Below are 14,088 nucleotides of genomic sequence, written 5' to 3' on the forward strand. Positions count from 1 at the left end.
AATGTGGCTTTCCCTTTTTATTAGTATTTTATTGCTTGCTACAATTGGCGGAGTATCGCACCCTTCAGCGCAAAGTTTTTCTCATGCTTTACTGACGGTTTTTTGCTTACTTGCGGGGCAAGCCAATGCTCTTGATCCAATAATTGCGTTGAGTTGCATGGTTTTGTCATTTTTATCAGGAATAATTTTAAGTATTTTATTAAGAAAGCAATCATTTTCACGTTCGTTTAGAGAGCTATTCTCGGGTTTGTTTTTCGTCATTTTGATAGTATCATTAACGGTTTCTATTTTACCTCCGTCTTTGCCACGCTTAGAATATGGTATTGTTTTATCCATTATATTGATTGGTATGGTGTATAGTGTCTTGGGTAAGACAGTAGGAGGGCAGATTATGGGTATAGCTTGTGCGTTAAATGCACTGTCTGTAGTTGTTGGATTAAATGGCCGAGGAATGGCTTTCATTGCATTGGCAATATTTTATAGTGTTTTTTTAATCATGTCATTTATTGTTGTTTCTAGATTAAGGCATTATTGATCGTGGAAACTATTAATGATCTGGCTAAATTATTTTATTGGGGTTGTGTAATCTGGCCTCTAGTAGGAATGATTGGTATTTTCGCCTGTGAAGGACAAGCTGCCAGAGCACGCTGTCATTTTATCGTTTCTATTATATTAATTATTATTACTGCGTGTTCTGCATATTTGGCAGATGATTTCTTTTTATCAGCGATTTGGAGCAGTGACGGTTTAACAAGGTTTTTACGCTTTGCTATTGCGGTTGGTGCAGGAATATCGACCATTTTATTGCGGTTTTGGGCTCCTAGAAGCTTGTTTTTTTCTAAAGAAGATAAACGGCTTTTATGGAATTTAATGCTTTTTCATTTGCTTACAGCGGTATCTTTATTAGCCGTTGGGGTGAATAACTTATTTTTATCCTTGTTATTTATAGTTATTTTGGCAGCTCTACTAATGTCGGGTTGTATTTTTAATCAAGGGAGCAGCAGCATCAAGGCAGGATGGGCATATTTTCGTTTGGTTTTGTTATTTGCGGTGATGGCCGTTGTTGCAGCCTTTTTATTAGCTTCTGTCCCTATAGATAATGCACCTTATCTTGCAAAATTTAGCAGTGTTTTATTAAGTTTTAGTCTTGTGTTAATTGCAGGCCTTTTTCCAATGTCTCTGCCTTTTTTAGGTATGACAATGGAGTTGCCATTAACCCTAGGAGGGATTGGGTCTTTTATTCTATCGGTTCCTGTGATTGCAACCTTCCTGCGATTATACCAAATTCCTGCATATGAACCTCCTGAAAATTTATTAATTATTTTAGTAATAGTAAGTTTATGCTTTGTCATTTTAAATGAACAAAATCGTCAGCGTTCCTCTTTGTGTCTGAGTTCCTTATTTCTGGTGGCGTTGTCTATCCTAGGGGGCATTTTTGCCAATCATATAGAAGGTATTTATAGTGCATGTCTGTTTATAATTGCATTAGTGGTTTTTGCTCCATTAGGATATATGATGAGCCAAAAGCAACGTGATCATCAGGAAGCTTGTGAGGGTTGGGTTATGTTTGCACTCTCTGGATTGCCGCCAATCGGAATTTTTTGGGCATGTGCAGTATTATTTGCTTATTTAATGCAAACTATGCCTATGATTGTGGTTACTATTTTGGGATTATTTTTAATCAGAGGGTATATTTTATTTCAAAAAGGGAGAAATATATTTTTCTTACAAGGGATGTTTTCCAAGGAAATACAACTTATTCTGGGAATTATCGCTGTGCAAACCGTTTTATTGCCGTTATTGACGTCATCTTGGTTACAGCAAATTGCTGTTGAATTTGTAAAATATCATGGTGGGTCAGGATCATGACACAGTCTGAAACATCTTTTGTAACCCATTCTAAAGCTGTAGATCTAATTAAAAAGCACAAACGAGAAACTAAATTCTTCTTTAGGGTGGAAGAAGAGGAGTGGAGAGAAATTGTTTCTAAACTACCCATGGATCGCCTTATCTTTTTGGCAATGTGGTGCAGCGGTGAGGATATTAATGTTTTATTTTTAGAGAATGGTTTTCGCCCTTTAGGGGTTAAGGTAGCCTTTTCGGTTGATCGTTATTTAGCCATTTCCCAGATTCGTCCTGCGGCCATTATTTACGAACGTATGATTTGGGAGTTGTGGGGAAAAGAGGCGATGAATGCCAAGGATTTGCGTCCTTGGCTTGATCGTGGGATGTGGAAGCACACATGGCCCTTATCTATTAAACAAGGGCCTGTTTGTTGGCCACCTGAACCATATGATTATGAAATGCCTTTTGATCTTATTCAAAAGGGTGGAGAATTTGCAGTTATTGATCCTTCTTCATGTGATGGTTTTTCACCTTCACTGTGGCGCTTTGCTATGATGGGAGAAAGGATTATCAAAGCAGAATCTTTATATGGCTATACACATCGAAGCATTTTATCAAACTTGTCTGACAAAAATATTCTTGATGTTTTGCCGAAAATTAGTCGCATCAATGCTGTAGATAGTGTTGCTCATCAAATTGCTTTTTCTCATGCGATAGAAGATATTGCAGAGTTCATGCCAACGGTCGACGTATTACGAAAAAGAGTAATATTATCTGAATTATCGAAGGTTAATGCACATTTATTATATTTATCTAAGATTTTCAGAGATTTAAATATTGGAATTATTGCATCTCGATGTGAGTTAGCGCGTGAGTTATTAATGCGGTGGAGTGCGCATTATTATGGGCATCGATGGTTAATGGATTGTGTTTTTCCAGGAGCTGTACGTTCACTTGAAGAAATAGGAGAGGGGAGTGCTGAAAAACTTCCTGAAAAAGTGAAATATTTATGTGCAGAAGCATTCAAACTTATGCATGGTTTTCCAGGGTTAATGGATAGTTTACAAGGTATTGGTGTTTTAAGCACAGAGCAAGCAATTGCTTATAATATTGGTGGTATTATTGGGCGCTCTTCTGGCAGGGATATTGATATTCGTCGTTATATGCCTGAATATCGTCTTGAATGGCTTTCTCCACGTAATTATACCAGTGGAGACGTTTATGCACGAATGCAGTTACGCTTTCAAGAAATACAAAGTGCTTTACATATTATCGAAACAATATTGCAAGATGTTGAAGAGGCCTCTCCAGTAGAAGAAAAAAAAATAATCATTGAAACGCTTTACGGCGAGGGTATAGGCGTTTGTGAAGGTGTGCAGGGGGATTTATGGTATTACGTCAAAGTAGAGGCTGGTATTATCAAAGATATTTTTATTCGTGATCCTGCCTCTAATCAAGCCTATGTTTTGCAAGGGCTTTTAGAAGGTGAGCTTTGGGAAAATCAATCGATTATCAGAAGTTCATTTGGTATTTTATCAACAGGTGTGGACCTATAAAAGGATAAAAAATGGCTGTTATTCGTGCATTATTTGATTCTGTTTTTGGTAAAGTAAAGCCTTTGGATAAAAAAACAGGACATACCGATCAAATTTTGCATCTTTTTGCGGTGCCTTGTGGGGATTGTAATGGCTGTGTTTTAGAAGTGATGGCATTAAGAGGGGCAGCATTTGATATATCTGCAAGTGGTTTGGTCTTCGTTGATCATCCTGCTATTGCCAATATTTTACTGATTAGTGGAGTATTGACGCGATCAATGATTCCTTATCTAGAAAAAAACTGGGAGCTGATGCCTGAACCCAAAGCCATTGTTTCGATCGGATCTTGTGCAATTAATCAAGGTGTTTTTGAAGAAAATTACGCGGTCTTAAAAGAGAGTACTGGGGGAGAGGATTGCATTTTAGAAATAGAAGGCTGTCCCCCAGCACCCCAGCAAATTATGGAGGGGTTGTTGGGGTTGTTAGGTCTTTCTGTTCAAGTTGATCTAAACTCTCGCCCTCATCATCATCTGTCTCATCTGTCTCCTTGTGAAGAGCCTCAGCATCTGCTTTTAATAAACGAAAACTCCGATAGCTTAAAGGAATAGTTCCTAAATATAACAAGCCACTAAAAGCTAGTGTTCCCCAAGGGTCTGCAACAAGGGTCGTCGCATAGAGTGTTGTGCCTAAAAGTAGGGGCAAAACATACGTTGTTGGGACTTTGAAATTTTTAAATGACCAAATAGGAATCGTTGAAATGAGTAAGAAAGAGGTCATTACAAGCATAATAATTGTTAGTAATGGAGACTGTGCAATATCAATTAGAAAATTCCATTGAAGCTTTTTTGCTTCTAATCCAAGGAAAATTGGGAACAAAACAATACCGGCTCCTGCTGGGGCTGGCACTCCTGTAAAAAAATTACTGGCGTATTTTGGTTTGTCTTCATCTTCTAATGCAGCATTAAATCGAGCTAGTCTTAACGACATACAAACCGCAAACAAAGCACACGGAACAAAAGCATAACTTCCTTCATCTTTTAACGCCCACATATATAAAATGAAACACGGTGCGATCCCAAAAGAGAGAAAATCTGCCAAGCTATCAAGTTCGGCTCCAAATCTACTGGTGCCTCGTAAAAGACGTGCAATACGGCCATCTAGACCATCAAAACAACCAGCAATTAAAATAGCAATAACAGCTGTCGCAAATTCACCATGAATGGCACTGCGAATACCAATTAATCCTGCACATAGTCCTAACAAAGTTAAGAGATTAGGGATCATGCGATTAAAAGAGATACCTTTTACCCTAGGACGTATTTTTTGCCGCAATAATAATTTACGTCGTGCACGCAAGGATGAGTTCGATGTTTTAGAGTTTTGAGACAATGGTTTCCCCACCAATCATAGTTTGTCCAACTTGTACATTAGGAAGACAGCCTTCGGGTAAGTATAAATCAACGCGAGATCCAAAGCGAATTAATCCATAGATATCACCAGTTTCATATTGATTTTCAACAATAGCTTCACAAACAATACGACGAGCAATTAATCCAGCAATTTGCACAATAATTAATTTTTTGTCATTAGGTAAAGTCATACAAATAGCATTACGTTCATTATGTTCAGACGCTTTATCTAAAGAAGCATTTAAAAATTTGCCTTTGATATAAACACGACTGGTAACGGTACCTTTGGCTGGAATACGTTGTAAATGAACATTAAAAACAGACAGGAAAATCGAAACGCGCCATACGGGTTTTTCAGGCATACCAAGGTTAGCAGGTGGCATTATACAATCAATCGCAGAAACAGTGCCATCAGCGGGAGATACAATTATGTTTTCTTCTACAGGTATGATGCGTTTGGGATTTCGGAAGAAATACCAGACAAAACCAAATAAAATCAAACCAAGCTTGCCAATAAAACGGGTTAAACGCCAAGGTGTCATCCGTCCCAAAATTGAAACTGTTGCTGCAATAATAAGAAAGGGGTGGCTTGCGCGATGGGGTTTGCAAATACCAGATTTAATTGATTGTAAAATAGACATGTTGTCGTAACCTTTGGACGTAATATACTTATTGGTCTGAATTTGTAAGGTTCAGACTGGTTTTGGATAATTTTTCTTGTAGTATATAGTTTTTTTTCAAAGGCGTCACTGTAATTGGTGCATAAAGATTTTTTTCAATTTCAATGAGGTGATATCCACCAAGAAAAGGTACAAAGAATACCCCTATAAATTCTAGAATTTTATTATTTCGTAAAGAAAGTGAATTCATTACTTTAGGTGGAAAATATATTACACGTTCATAATGGCTGATATGAAACATATGTTGTTTCAAAATAATATTCAGCTTTTGAATAAAAAAGGAGTTTCTGTATCGTAAAGAAAGATTGTCAATTATGGACCACCAGCCTAGTTTATTAGGCAAGAGTAAAATAATTTTTCCATCATCATTTAAAGTGTTCCAGCAAGAACGTAGAAGTGAGTAAAACTGTTGTTGCGTTACTTTTGCATCGTGTACATACAAAATGCGGTCAATGCTGCAATCTTGCAAAGGAAAAGAATCTGTTGAAAAGCAGCAAGTTTTTTGGTTGTAATGGTATAAATGTTTTAAATTACAATTAGGGATAGAATCTAACACGCCATGGAGGTGGTAATGAGGATACCAGGTCTTTTGTGGAAACAAAGAAAATGTTTGTCCAAGGGTAAAAAGGGATAAACCACATAAATTGGGCCATAATTGGGTTAATTTATATTGAAGATAGGTTGTTATTCCTTGCTTTTTTTGACATTGATTAACTAGAATAGAATTAAAATCGTAGGCCATTGCAACTCTTTTTATAGATATTTTGTTTAGTTTATAAAAGTATAGTGGTCGAAATAAGGAGAAACTATGACTGTAACTATAGAACCTATTCCTTTCTTTGAATCAAATTATGCATGGTTAATGATTGATGAAAAGAGTAAAAATGCAGTTATTGTTGATCCAGGTGATGCAAAACCGATCTTACAATTTTTAAAAGAAAGGCAAATTTCTTTAAAAGCGATATTAATTACACATTTTCACAGTGATCATATCAATGGCATTACCGAATTAAAAAACATTTTTGAATGTAAAGTATATGCGCCATTAAAGGAAGCAGACAAAATTCCTGATATTGATCAAACTGTTCATGAAGGAGATATTATCTCTTTAGAGGGGATAGGGGATGTACAAGTAATTGAAACACCAGGTCATACATTGGGTTCTATTTGCTACTATATTTCTGATTTAAAACTGATTTTTACAGGAGATACATTATTTAGTTTAGGATGTGGTCGTTTGTTCGAGGGCACACCCGCTCAAATGTTCAACAGTTTAAATAAAATCGCGGCATTGCCAGAGGATATCAACGTGTATTGTGGACACGAATATACTGTCGATAATGGCCGTTTTGCGCTTTCTGTTTTTCCAAATTATCAGCCTCTTAGGAATAGGTTAGAAAATGTAAAACAGTTAAGGGAACAACGTTTACCAACTTTACCTGTTTTATTATCAGAAGAGAAAAGAACAAATCCATTTTTACTAGCAAAAAATATAACTGAATTCACAGATTTTCGCAGAGGGAAAGATCATTTTGTATAAGTCTTTACAAGTGCTTTAAAACGATCATACCAAAGAGTTTGTAAAGGAATTGCTCCCAGATATATAACCCCTTCACGGATGAATAATGTCAAATTTAATTGTGAAGGAAGTAATGTTTGGGAGAGTTCTTGTTTTAATTGTATACAACAATTAAGAGACATTAATTGTTGATAAATGGTTTGATCAATACCACTGAAATGAAGTGACATTTCGCCTGTAGGTAAAAGTTGTGGATGGGGAAAATACAATTTTCCTGTCGAATGAATAGATAAAGTGTTCCATGAAAAATTTATTTTTTGGATTAATAGTTTATATAAATTACTTGCAAAGTTCTGAGCGTTGTTATCTTTGATTAAAGCTGCTTGTAGTTGTATATTGTTTAATTTTTGAACTGGAAAAGAATCAAAGTTGACAAGAGCTTGCTGGATACTAATCTGAGAATAACCCAAGCTATTGCTTTGATCTTGGTTGCTATCCCAATGTAATTTGGTTTGTATATTCTTTAATTGTAAAGATTGAATGCCCCAAGTTGATTGAGAAATATTGGTATAGAAAATTTCTTTAGACTGTAGCGAAATTGTTTCTTTATGATAAGTTCCCAAAAAAGGTATGTAAAGATTCCATGGAGCCCCATGAAGCTGAACACAATCATGAGGGCAAAAGATTTGCTCTCCATCCAATCGTATAGCAAGACTAAAGGGGTGCCACAACGAATAAGAAAGTGTTGCTTGTTTTGCTTGCCAAAGTGTTTGAGATTCAGAAATTATGTTTCTTTGTATGGTAGGATAGGCAAGGGTAACTTGTGGCCAAAGTCTCCATGATGAAGTTGATATTAATTTATATTGAAACGTTAAGTTTTGTTTTTTTAAAAAATGCTGTTGGCTTGTTAAGAGGTAGTTTATATTGTTAATTAAATAAGTATGAGCAAATAAGTAATTACCCAATAAAACTAAAAAAACGATACTTATAAAAAAAAGTTTTTTATAAGTTGTTTTCTTTTGGATAAACAAATGTTTTCGGCGATTAAACATATAATATTCAAATATTTTCATATAAAACAGAGTCGTTGTATTAAAACATCCACAAGACAGATTCGCTTGAAATCAAGAAAAAAAATAAATTATTTTTTTGTTTGACTGTTGTAAAGCGCTAGAAACTCAAGCTTTCTAGCGAATCTATAAAAACTGCCAACGACTCTGGTCCTTAAAAGCTATACTAAAACATCCACCAAGTTATCCACAGGGTTATTAACTACGATTCTATACTGGACCAACTGCGCTCTATAGCCGCTAAAGTTTCTTTGCGATTGCTGGTATCAGTGATGGCTGGGTGAATAGTGATGTGGATAGTTCCAGGATATTTCTTAAAAGAATTTCTGGGCCAGCAATAACCAGAGTCAATGCTCACAGGTACTATTTTTAAGTTGAGTTGATTGGCAATAGCTACTGTTCCAGCATGTAATTTAACTTTTTCTCCTACAGCTGTGCGTGTACCTTCTGGAAAAATAATAATTTGTCTGAAATCATCAACAGCTTTCTGACAATCTTGGATCAGATTTTTAAGAGCCTTGATACCACCTTGCCGATCCAAAGGAATCATACCAGATAGTTTTAACATTGGTCCGACTAAAGGAATACGAATTAGCTCACGCTTCATAATATAGGCAGGACGTTCCAACAAATTCATCCAAACAAAAGTGTCAAATGCAGATTGATGCTGAGAGGCAATTAAAAAAGAATGTTCTGTGGGTAAATTTTCTTGACCAATAATCTGTGTAGAAATCATACATAATTTTTCAAGCCCTTGCAAAGTAAGGCGTGTCCATAATTGTGCGTAAGACAAAGCATGTTTCTTAGCAAAAAAACGAATAATAAAAGCAAAAATACCCATAAAAATAGTTAGGGTAACAAAATAGAGTGTAAATAAAATAGAACGAATGAAAACCATCAGAGATCAGCTTTTTATGGAATGTTTTTTAAAAAATCTTCTTTTGGGCGGGTAGTATGGATTAACCCTGTATAAGCTGCAAGGAATTTATTATATTCAAGAAAGAGTAGCCTTATTGAGTGTATATGTGAAAAAGTTTCTTTTTTATCATTACGAGCAACATAAGGATAAAGTGTAACATTATCTAATAAAGTCTGCATTTCTACAAGGGCACGACGAATATGATAACTTGAGGTTACAATAATCAACGAGTTTAGATTGTGATAATGTGCCCAAGCAGCAGTTTCAACAGCGTTTCCCATGGTCGAGGTTGCGCTGTGTCCTATGGTAATCCGATCGCGATCACTTTGGCTTAGGGTAAAAGGTAAGATTCTTTCTAAATCTTGTAACGTCGTCGTTGATTGAACCCCAGATATTAATAAATATTTTCCATGATTGGATTGTAATAACTTAACAGCAGTCTCAATGCGTTTAGCACCCCCTGTTAAAACCACAATTCCTTGAGCTGTAGGGGCAGGGGGATAATAGGTTATGGTATCAATAATAAACAAAACAAAACCACCCCCCCATAAAAGAATGGTTCCCAATATTCCCCACAGAATAAGCCATCTTGGTTTAGAACGTATTTTTCCCATGTTTTATGTTAAATGCCTTAGCCAGAAATATACGATAATGGTTGTGGTTATCCATCCTATTAAATAGTTACATATTGGTAAAAGAATAAACAACGCGAAAAGCTGAAAAGGGGTTGTAATCAAAAAATAAAACCAGCTAGCGTTGGATAATGCTTGCCAATTTGGATCGCTGCTGAAGGGCAAGCATAAATAGGTCAGGAATAAAAGCAAGGGAATTGAAAACACACTCCCTATTGCTCCACCGATGCTAGCAAGGTATGCGCTTCTATTTGCAAAACGTAGAGCAATATATGTATCTGATGCCCCTAAATTATGTATAATTTCAATAGTTTGTCGACACTGTATTAACCCATTTCTTGTGGATAAAGCAATGACGGTGGCAGCAACCGATATTACAATAAGAAGTGCCAGAAAGGCACTGGTTTGTAAGCTGTTGGCGAGTGCATTTAGTCGTTGATTCCAAAAATTACTTTGTTCGATGACAACATCAGGAATAATTTCTTTCAAAGACTTTTGTAAAGTATCTGAAAGAGGAGGATCATTTTTTAAATGAAGTTCAATAATTACAGGAATAGGAAGTGCAAAAGATTGAATACTCTCGTGAAGCCAAGGCGCTAATAACTCATCAATCTCTTTGTCGGTTAATTGATGAAAAGAGGTAAGTTCTTTTGATTTGGCTAATAAAGCAAGAATAAGTTGTGTTTTTGTTTTAGCTGTTGGTGAGACCGTTGTTTTATTATCAGAAAAAGGAATGTCACTTGTCGTTGGAATCTGTAAAATAACCGTTGAAGCTGCACCTGCACTCCATCGATTTGCCAGTTGTTGGCTTGCATATGCTCCAGCGATTGAAAGAGCAGCCAAAAATGCCATTGCTGCGACAAGAGGAATTAAATATTGCCCAGGTAATGCTCGTTGCAGCTTTAAACCATCTGTTGTTTTGTATTTAAACAGCATCACTTGTCCATAATTGTCCGTTTTCCAACTTTAAACGCGGGGCAGGAAATTGACGAATTAGCGCATCATTATGAGTTGCAATAATAATGGTGCATCCTAAGTCGTTCAAGTCATAAAATAAATCCATTAAGCGTTTTACTTGATAGTCATCCAGAGCATTAGTGGGTTCATCTGCCAGTAATAAATTGGGGCGATGAATTACAGCCCGTGCAATGGAAATTCGTTGCTGTTCTCCTCCTGACAAGAATTTAGGATAGACATATTTTTTATGCTCAAGCCCCATCCACCCCAGAATACGCATTGTCCAGCGTTGCACGGTTTCTTCGTCTGAATGTTGCAATCTTAATGGTAGTGCAACATTATCGAATACTGTTAAATTAGGGATTAGCCTAAAATCTTGATATACCATTCCAATGCGTTGCTTTAATTTGCAAAGTATTGATCTGCGTGCATGATTGGTAGGGGTGTCTAAAATTGTTACCAAGCCTGTGCTCGATTTTTTTTCAAGATGCAACATGCGTAACAAAGTGGATTTTCCAACTCCTGATGGTCCTGTTAACCAACAAAACCCACCTTGAGGAATATGTAAGTTTACATTTTCCAAAAGAGGAATATCGTCTTTATAGTTTAAACTGACACCATCAAGTTGAATCATGCGTAATGCTTTAACTCTTTCTTATGTTAGGCTAGGGAAAACCTTTTTTATAAACGTCTTCCTAAAAAGGCGGTAATGGTTGCACAAAGTGCTGTAAGCGCTATTAGTAAAATTCCATCAAAAATAAGAGAGGATGCAGTAATGATATGACCAGCAACATTAATAGAGGTTGGAATTAATTCTGTGCCACGTCCGACCATATCGCGTATTTGTGGATCCGCGGCATCGACCATACCAACAGCCGAATGGACCAAACTCGGTAAAATTTTCCACACAATGCCGATAATTAATAAAAGAGGCGCAAATATTTCAGCAATTTGCTGAATAAAGAAAAATATAAAATGACAAATAGCCCATATAATAGTCAAAATCATATGAAATAAAGCGTTATCTGGCATTGAATTTCTTTTGATGCGGCGTTGTTCAGGTGCAGAGGTGGCCAAACGTTCATTGGTGTGTGTAGTATCTGTGGGTATATTCACGAAATAATCCTCAAATAGACATTGAATTAGAACTGATTATCTTTCGGTTCGAAGTAATATGCAAGCCTATAAAAAGCAACTTTTTTGTATAGGAATAGCATCGATATACCATAATTCATCGATTATAACAGGGTAAACTGTATTTTATAGATGTATATTAAGGATTAAAATCTTTGATTTATAATAAATAACTATTTGATAGCGTGTCTAAATCAGTTACAAGCATGGGGATATGAACGATAGTTCTTTAGCGTAAAGGAGAACAAGCATGGATATGCTTCCAGCTGTTTTGGTTGTAGATGACGATCCTAAGATTTTGCAAGAGCTCAAGGAAATCTTGGGGGATCAATTTTGTGTCTATGCCACGCAATCTCCTCATTGTGCATTAGATATGATCAAAAGAGGTGTGCATTTCTCGGCGATTTTATACAATTATTGTATGCCAGCAATGTTTGGAAATGTTTTCTTTGCCCGTGTAAGAAATATTACCGTGGCAACGCGTATTCTTTTGGCCTCCAAAGATCGAACCGATTTTTTAATTACGGCCTTGAATCAGGGGGGGATTTCTTTTTTTATTCCTAAACCTTTAGAACCATTTACAGTAAAAGAGATCGTGCAACGCGCAGTTGCTCGTTCTGAATATCGCAGACAACTTAGGCACGAGCAGATCTTGTTAAAAGGACTTCTTGATCATTTGCCTTATGGACTGGCCTTTAAAGATGAGCAGGGCAAATTTACCAAAATGAATGAGCTGGCTGCAGCACGTAGGGGCTTGACGGTTCAAGAATGCTTGGGAAAAACCGAAGAGGAAATAGAACCCTCTTTTAAACCAGAAGAATTGTCTGCGTTTAAACAACGCTTACAAAAAGAAGAGCGCTTTGTTGCAACTTTGGAAGTGCCATCTCCACATTTACATGAGCCTTCACAATGGTTTGTGATTACTCGGTTATTACTGGGAAGGGCAAAAGGGGAAATCGCACGTTCTTCGGTTATTATGGAGCTTGATATTACCGAGCAGAAGGGGCTGGAGGCCAAGCTTCAACAGTCAGAAAAGTTACAAGCTTTGGGGACAATGGCTGGTGGTATTGCTCATGATTTTAACAATCTTTTAACAACTATGATAGGCTCTTTGGAGCTTTCAGAGCAATTGTTAGCGCAAGATCAGTTGCATGAAAAACAAATCTCCTCTGTAAAACGCTTACTGGTCAATGCTCTAGCAGCAGCACAAAAAGGATCAACTCTGACAGAAAGATTGCTTAGCTTTAGTCGCAGGAAAAAACTTTCTTTACAAGAAGTGGATGTTCGTAAGCAATTGCAAGAAAACTATGAATTATTATCGCAGACTTTATCAATGCGGCACGCGTCTCGCTGGAAAGAGACTAATAATACAGTGTTAAAAGAAAGTATTTATTTAGACATTCGCTATCAGGTTCCTATTGGTGTCTTAGTCAAAACTGACCCTTCACAACTGGAGTTAGCAGTGATGAATCTTTGTATTAATTCTGCTGATGCAATGCCTCATGGTGGAAGAATTATGGTCATTTTACATCAAGAGAGTATTGCTGACACATCATTACATAATAATCAACTGCCTCGTGGAGAGTATATCGTTATTACAGTCAAGGATGAAGGCGAAGGTATGTCCGTAGAAACGATTGCTCATATTTTCGAACCATTTTTTACAACCAAAGAGGTAGGTTGGGGAACAGGTTTGGGGTTGGCAATGGTTTATGGATTTGCACAACAATCTGGTGGTGATATTATGGTTAAAAGTAAACTTGGGGTTGGCAGTGCTATTAGTATCTATTTACCGATTTTGAACCAAGAAAATTAGGTCGATATATTAATAAAGCTACTGATAAAGTGACTTGAACTTTTATAGTATTCTATTGATTTTATATGTGTTGTCATTAACAATGTATCTGTTTGTCGTATGAATTTAATTCAAGATTAAGATGATGTCTGTTATAATTTCTTCTTTTTCTTCAGGGGTATAAGGAATAACATCATGAATGAAGAAGAAGATAAAATCAAAAAATTAATTTTAGTGGTAGAGGACGATTCTGTTTTACGTCCATTATTAGTTGAATTACTGAGCGAAATGCAGTTTAATGTGCTAGTTGCAGAGGACGGTCAAGCAGCATTAACTTTGTTGCAAGAGATAAATGGCCAGCAAAATAATATAGATTTATTACTTACAGATATTGGTCTTCCTGGTATTAATGGAAATGATTTGGCCAAAACGGCACGGAAAATGTGGCCTAATTTATCTATATTATTTATTACAGGATATGCTCATGGTGTTGGTCAATTACCAACGGATGATAATATAAAACTTATTACGAAACCTTTTTCTTTGGGTGCTTTGACAAGTAGGGTTGAAGAGCTCGTTACAAGATAATAAAA

The 14,088-nt window shown here is 36.4% G+C and carries 15 protein-coding genes and 1 pseudogene; 7 read left to right on the forward strand and 9 right to left on the reverse strand.

Translation table 11 applies throughout. From position 1 onward, the window contains the following. Position 1 precedes the first annotated feature (1 nt). The 4 genes and pseudogenes from COMX_RS00835 to COMX_RS11255 form a co-directional block, all read left to right on the forward strand. Entirely contained in the window at positions 2–535 is a 534-nt protein-coding gene (locus tag COMX_RS00835) for a hypothetical protein (RefSeq protein WP_034335962.1), read from the forward strand. Positions 536–537: 2 nt separating this feature from the next. Next, positions 538–1,869 (forward strand): hypothetical protein, encoded by a 1,332-nt coding sequence (locus COMX_RS00840; protein ID WP_034335965.1) that lies wholly within the window; start codon positions 538–540, stop codon positions 1,867–1,869. Further along, complete coding sequence (locus tag COMX_RS00845) at positions 1,866–3,401, forward strand: NADH-quinone oxidoreductase subunit D-related protein (protein WP_034335968.1); 1,536 nt, start codon at positions 1,866–1,868, stop codon at positions 3,399–3,401. The genes COMX_RS00840 and COMX_RS00845 overlap by 4 nt, the downstream gene beginning before the upstream one ends. Positions 3,402–3,550: 149 nt before the next feature. Then, a pseudogene (locus COMX_RS11255) lies at positions 3,551–3,796 on the forward strand (NADH-quinone oxidoreductase subunit B family protein); the annotation flags it as partial. A gap of 43 nt (positions 3,797–3,839) precedes the next feature. Here COMX_RS11255 and COMX_RS00855 read toward each other — a convergent pair. The 3 genes from COMX_RS00855 to COMX_RS00865 are packed head-to-tail and all read right to left on the reverse strand — an operon-like array spanning position 3,840 to position 6,211. Beyond that, positions 3,840–4,769, reverse strand: coding sequence for a CDP-alcohol phosphatidyltransferase family protein (locus COMX_RS00855; RefSeq protein ID WP_084051481.1), 930 nt, complete (start codon positions 4,767–4,769; stop codon positions 3,840–3,842). Further along, positions 4,753–5,430: a phosphatidylserine decarboxylase gene (locus COMX_RS00860; protein ID WP_034335974.1), complete on the reverse strand. Its 678-nt coding sequence runs from the start codon at positions 5,428–5,430 to the stop codon at positions 4,753–4,755. The genes COMX_RS00855 and COMX_RS00860 overlap by 17 nt, the downstream gene beginning before the upstream one ends. 28 nt (positions 5,431–5,458) lie before the next feature. Next, positions 5,459–6,211: a hypothetical protein gene (locus tag COMX_RS00865; RefSeq protein WP_034335977.1), complete on the reverse strand. Its 753-nt coding sequence runs from the start codon at positions 6,209–6,211 to the stop codon at positions 5,459–5,461. A 66-nt stretch (positions 6,212–6,277) separates the two neighbouring features. Here COMX_RS00865 and gloB point away from each other — a divergent pair, with 66 nt between their 5' ends. Next, positions 6,278–7,009, forward strand: a complete 732-nt coding sequence (gloB, locus tag COMX_RS00870; protein WP_034335980.1) for a hydroxyacylglutathione hydrolase — start codon at positions 6,278–6,280, stop codon at positions 7,007–7,009. On the opposite strand, the gene COMX_RS00875 is transcribed toward gloB, so the two are convergent. From COMX_RS00875 to COMX_RS00900, 6 genes are all read right to left on the reverse strand, one after another. Further along, positions 6,997–8,061 (reverse strand): DUF2125 domain-containing protein, encoded by a 1,065-nt coding sequence (locus tag COMX_RS00875; protein WP_034335982.1) that lies wholly within the window; start codon positions 8,059–8,061, stop codon positions 6,997–6,999. The two genes, gloB and COMX_RS00875, sit on opposite strands and share 13 nt — an antisense overlap. A gap of 199 nt (positions 8,062–8,260) precedes the next feature. Next, positions 8,261–8,956 carry a lysophospholipid acyltransferase family protein gene (locus COMX_RS00880; RefSeq protein ID WP_034335984.1) on the reverse strand — a complete coding sequence of 232 codons (696 nt, stop codon included), beginning with the start codon at positions 8,954–8,956 and terminating at the stop codon, positions 8,261–8,263. Positions 8,957–8,970: 14 nt separating this feature from the next. Further along, positions 8,971–9,591: a YdcF family protein gene (locus COMX_RS00885; RefSeq protein WP_051461756.1), complete on the reverse strand. Its 621-nt coding sequence runs from the start codon at positions 9,589–9,591 to the stop codon at positions 8,971–8,973. Between the two features lie 3 nt (positions 9,592–9,594). Then, positions 9,595–10,545, reverse strand: a complete 951-nt coding sequence (locus tag COMX_RS00890) for a cell division protein FtsX (protein WP_034335987.1) — start codon at positions 10,543–10,545, stop codon at positions 9,595–9,597. Next, positions 10,535–11,200: a cell division ATP-binding protein FtsE gene (locus COMX_RS00895; protein WP_034335990.1), complete on the reverse strand. Its 666-nt coding sequence runs from the start codon at positions 11,198–11,200 to the stop codon at positions 10,535–10,537. The genes COMX_RS00890 and COMX_RS00895 overlap by 11 nt, the downstream gene beginning before the upstream one ends. Positions 11,201–11,247: 47 nt before the next feature. Further along, on the reverse strand, positions 11,248–11,682 hold the full coding sequence (locus tag COMX_RS00900) for a hypothetical protein (RefSeq protein ID WP_051461757.1): 435 nt from the start codon (positions 11,680–11,682) through the stop codon (positions 11,248–11,250). Positions 11,683–11,950: 268 nt separating this feature from the next. Between COMX_RS00900 and COMX_RS00905 the strand changes: the two genes are divergently transcribed. Further along, a complete protein-coding gene (locus tag COMX_RS00905) occupies positions 11,951–13,516 on the forward strand; it encodes an ATP-binding response regulator (protein WP_051461758.1) in 1,566 nt (521 codons plus the stop codon). A gap of 174 nt (positions 13,517–13,690) precedes the next feature. Then, positions 13,691–14,083, forward strand: a complete 393-nt coding sequence (locus COMX_RS00910; RefSeq protein ID WP_034335993.1) for a response regulator — start codon at positions 13,691–13,693, stop codon at positions 14,081–14,083. The last annotated feature ends 5 nt before the right edge of the window (positions 14,084–14,088 follow it).

Origin of the sequence: Commensalibacter papalotli (ex Servin-Garciduenas et al. 2014), from assembly GCF_000527695.1 — a bacterium.
Classification (GTDB): Bacteria; Pseudomonadota; Alphaproteobacteria; order Acetobacterales; family Acetobacteraceae; genus Commensalibacter; species Commensalibacter papalotli.